Genomic DNA, 4,399 nt, shown 5'->3' with positions numbered 1-4,399 from the left:
AGAGCTCGGCGGGGAAGACGTTGAAGTCGAAGCCGCGGCCGCGGTTGACGCCGCCGGAGCTGTCGAGACCACCGGTGGAGGCGGGTACCTCCATGCCGTTGAGGGTGACCCGGGTGAAGGACGAGTCGAGGCCGCGCAGGGAGAGCTGGCGCCCTTCGCCGCCCTCGCGGACGATGGTCACGCCAGGAACGCGCTGGATCGCTTCCGCCACGTTGAGGTCGGGCATCTTGCCGATGTCCTCGGTCACGATGCTGTCGCGGGTGTTGACGGCGTCCCGCTTCAGCTCGACGGATTCCTGCAGGCTCTGGCGAAAGCCCTTGACCTCGATGACGTCCATGAAGCCTTCGTCGGTCGCTTCCTCCTCGTCCCCTTCCTCCTCGTCTCCTTCTTCTTCGTCGTTGGCAGACTCTTCAGCGGCTTGCTCGGCTCGTGAGTCCGTCGAGCCTTGCTCCGGATCCTGCGCTAGGACCGGCTGGATGCCGAGCATGGTGACGAGCAGGACTGCTAGCAGGGCGACGACGAGCGCACGGGTCACCGTCAATCTGCGCAGATAGCGTGTAAGGACAGAAGACAATCTGGGCATACCACTCCACCTTTCGCTGAAAACATTCGAAAAACCGGGCCAGTCATCTGAGCCCAATTGCCCCCCAAGATTCCGGGAGGCCCAAGCTTGAATTTGCCTGCGGTGGCAGGATCGTTTTTAGGACCCTATCAGAATCGTAGGGAAATTGCGCCATCGGTGGCAAAAAATTGTGACGAGGTTGGGGTGGTTTTCCGGATTTCGTTGCAAGGTATTGATTTTATGGGTCTTATTCGTATGCCAAGGGCCTGTTCCGGGAGTTTCTGGGCCGGGCTCGCGCCTTTGGATGGTCCTCGGCGTCGTCGAGGAGCGGTCTTGGGGAGGGTATTTTTGGAGTCTAGAATGGCATGACGACAGCAATTTTCGGCGCCGAGGCCTCATTTCTCCCCATATCTCGGTCCATAGGGCATGTTCTAGGGCAGGAAAATTTATGCCACCGATAGCCAAAATGGTGCAGGATCTGCTACTGTCCTTCTCGTGACACACCCAACCCGTATCCCTTCCGGGCGCGGCATCGCCGCGGCCCGCCTTTCTTTGCCCCGCCGATTCTCGTGGGCAGCCGGTCTCTGCTGGGCTGTTGCCCTCTGTTGGCAAGCAAGTACCCTCGCCGAAGCTCCCGACCCGGCCCCCGGCCAGGTGGACTGGGGCATGGTGGAGACCATCGTGTCCCGCATCGAGGCGCCGCGCATACCGGACCGGGTCTACCGAGTCGCGGATTTCGGAGCCACGGCGGATGGTGCGATGGATGCCCGGCCGGCGATTCTGACGGCCATCGCCCAGGCATCCCGCGACGGCGGCGGGCGCGTGGTGCTCTCCCCGGGAGTCTGGCTCAGCCGCGGCCCGATTCACCTGAAGAGCCGCATCGAGCTGCACCTGGAGCCGGGGGCTCACCTGCTCTTCTCTCCCGAGCCGGAGCACTACTTGCCGGTGGTCGAGACCCGCTGGGAGGGAACCCGGGTGCTGAGCTACTCGCCCATGGTCTACGCCCGCGACGTCGAGGACGTGGCCATTACCGGTGCCGGCACCATCGATGGCAACGCTCAGAGCGGCTTTCACCCCTGGCATCCGCTAGCCCACGACGACATGCAGAAGCTGCGGCGCATGGGCTTTACCGGAGTCCCCCTCGAAGAACGAGTCTTCGGGGCGGGCACCTATCTGCGGCCGCCGCTGGTTCAGCTGGTGCGGGCGCGGCGGGTGCTGCTGCAAGGGTTTACCGCGGTGAACTCCCCCTTCTGGGTCAACCACCTGGTCTATTGCGAGCACGCCACGGTGCGCGGGATTCACGTGGAGAGCCACTTCCCGAACAACGACGGCGTGGATGTGGACTCCAGCCGCTACGTGCTGGTGGAGGATTCGACTTTCCGCACCGGGGACGACGCGGTGGTGGTGAAGTCCGGCCGCGACCTCGACGGCCGCACCGTCGCCATGCCCAGTGAGTATGTGGTGGTGCGTGGCAACGACATGGGTGGTGAGGACGGCATCGCCTTGGGTAGCGAGATGTCCGGCGACATCCGCTACGTCTTCTTCACCGACAACGTGCTGCGCTCCGGATCTTCGGCGATTCGATTCAAAGCCAACCTCGACCGCGGCGGCACCGTCGAGCACATCGGGGTGCGGCGATTCGAGGTGGGCTCCTTTGACCGCCTGTTCTGGTTCCAGCTCAACTATCCCGGCGAGCTGGGCGGGAATTTCCCTTCGACCTATCGCGACATCGTCTTCGAGGACTTCCAGGTGGGGGAGGTGGGCACGCTCTTCGAGGCCCATGCTCCGGAGCAAGCGCCGCTCTTGGACGTGGTGTTGCGCGCTGTCGCCGTCGATTCAGCGCAACAGACCGTGATCCTCGAAAATGTCGAGGGCCTCGCCTTCCACGACGTGACGGTGGCGGGCCGGCCGGTGAGCGCATCTTCCACCGAGGATGGGGAGCCGGCGGCTCCTTGAGGCAAGCCGACTAGCCAGCAGATCTGATCATCGAGTGGACCTGAATCAAGAGTGGATTTGAATAAGAGAGGGCCTTTCATGGACGTTCGTTATATCGCCGATCCCGTTCGCGTGAACCGCATGACCACCGAGGAGCTGCGCCAGAGCTTCCTCGTCGAGTCGCTGTTCACCGAAGACACCATCTCCATGCTCTACACCGACGCGGACCGCGCCATCGTGGGCTCCGCCGTGCCGACCACCGGGAGCCTCACCCTGGAGTCGGCGCCGGAGCTGCGCGCCGAGACCTTTTGCGAGCGGCGCGAGCTGGGCATTCTCAACATCGGTGGCCCCGGCACGATCACCGTCGACGGCGCGGACTACGCCATGGCCTCGCGGGACGCTCTCTACGTCGGGCGGGGCAGCCGGGCGATCACCTTCGCCAGCGACTCTGCCGGCAGCGACTCTTCCGACCGGCCCGCTCGCTACTACCTGCTCAGCTTCCCGGCCCACGCCGCTCATCCCACGGCTCACATCAAGGAGTCGGAGGCGGAGCCCGTGCGGTTGGGCAGCGGCGAGGCCGCCAACCAGCGCACCATCTACAAGCTCATCCACCCCGCTGGCGTCAAGAGCTGCCAGCTGACCATGGGCTACACCGTGCTGGAGCCCGGCAGCGTGTGGAACACCATGCCGCCTCACACCCACGAACGCCGCATGGAGATCTACCTCTACTTCGACCTGGCGGCGGACGCCCGCGTCTTCCACTTCATGGGGCGCCCCGACGCCACCCGCCATCTGGTGGTGGCAGACGCCCAGGCGGTGATCTCGCCGAGCTGGTCCATCCACTGCGGAGCGGGCACCGGTTCCTACACCTTCTGTTGGGGCATGGGCGGCGAGAACCAAGACTTCGACGACATGGATCACCTCACCCTCGACCAGCTGCAATAGGAGCGCGAAGCTCGTGATTCTCGATCAATTCAATCTCGCGGGAAAAACCGCCCTGGTCACCGGCGCCAGCCGCGGGCTCGGCCAGGGCATTGCGGTGGGACTGGCGGAGGCCGGTGCCGATGTGGCCCTGGTCTCCCGTTCCGACCCGTCGGAGACCCAGGAGCGCATCGAGGCTCTCGGGCGCCGCTGCCTGAGCATTCGGGCGGACCTCGGTGACAAGGCCTCGGTGGCGACCATCGTCGAGAAGACGGTGGAAGGGCTCGGAGGTATCGACATCCTGGTCAACAACGCCGGCATCATCCGCCGGGCGCCCATCACCGAGTTCACGGAAGAGGATTGGGACGACGTGATGAACGTCAACATTCGCAGTCTCTTCTTTCTCAGCCAGGCCGCCGCCAAGGTGATGATCGAGCAGGGCCGTGGCGGCAAGATCATCAATGTCGCGTCGATGCTGAGCTATCAGGGAGGCATCCTGGTGCCTTCCTACACGGCATCGAAGAGCGCTGTGCTGGGGCTCACTCGCCTGCTCGCCAACGAGCTCGCTGCCCACGGCATCAACGTCAACGGCATTGCTCCGGGGTATATGGCCACGGACAACACCCAGCCGCTGCGCGACGACCCGAAGCGCAATCAGGCGATCCTCGACCGCATCCCCGCCGGCCGTTGGGGCTCGCCGGAGGATCTGCAGGGAGTGTCGGTCTTCCTCGCTTCGGATGCCTCACGCTATATGCAGGGGTTTACGGTGGCGGTGGATGGCGGCTGGCTCGCCCGATGACGGTGAGCGCGGAGATCGCACGCCATCTCGCCGCGTGCTCGTCGGTCGGCTTGTGCGACGTACTTCCAGTACGCCTCCGCGCCTTCCTCCTGCGCTGCGACGATCTGACCCACGCTTTCCGCGCTCATCAAGGGGAGACCGCACGCCATCTCGCTGCGTGCTCGTCGGTCGGCTTGTGCGAC

General features: G+C 64.5%; 4 protein-coding genes. 3 read left to right on the top strand and 1 reads right to left on the bottom strand.

The window, feature by feature from the left end:
• The coding region (locus SX243_25290) for a TonB-dependent receptor plug domain-containing protein (GenBank protein ID MDY7096304.1) at nucleotides 1–535 on the bottom strand (535 nt) is incomplete at its 3' end.
• Nucleotides 536–1,228: 693 nt separating this feature from the next.
• Here SX243_25290 and SX243_25285 point away from each other — a divergent pair.
• The 3 genes from SX243_25285 (at nucleotide 1,229) to kduD (ending at nucleotide 4,217) form a co-directional block, all read left to right on the top strand.
• Complete coding sequence (locus tag SX243_25285; protein MDY7096303.1) at nucleotides 1,229–2,518, top strand: glycoside hydrolase family 28 protein; 1,290 nt, start codon at nucleotides 1,229–1,231, stop codon at nucleotides 2,516–2,518.
• A gap of 78 nt (nucleotides 2,519–2,596) precedes the next feature.
• Entirely contained in the window at nucleotides 2,597–3,442 is an 846-nt protein-coding gene (gene kduI, locus SX243_25280) for a 5-dehydro-4-deoxy-D-glucuronate isomerase (GenBank protein MDY7096302.1), read from the top strand.
• A gap of 13 nt (nucleotides 3,443–3,455) precedes the next feature.
• Entirely contained in the window at nucleotides 3,456–4,217 is a 762-nt protein-coding gene (gene kduD / locus SX243_25275) for a 2-dehydro-3-deoxy-D-gluconate 5-dehydrogenase KduD (GenBank protein MDY7096301.1), read from the top strand.
• The last annotated feature ends 182 nt before the right edge of the window (nucleotides 4,218–4,399 follow it).

It is taken from the genome of Acidobacteriota bacterium (genome assembly GCA_034211275.1).
In the GTDB taxonomy this organism is placed as follows: Bacteria; Acidobacteriota; Thermoanaerobaculia; order Multivoradales; family JAHZIX01; genus JAGQSE01.
Note: the sequence above shows the minus strand (reverse complement) of the source record. Positions and strands in the feature narration are given on the sequence as shown.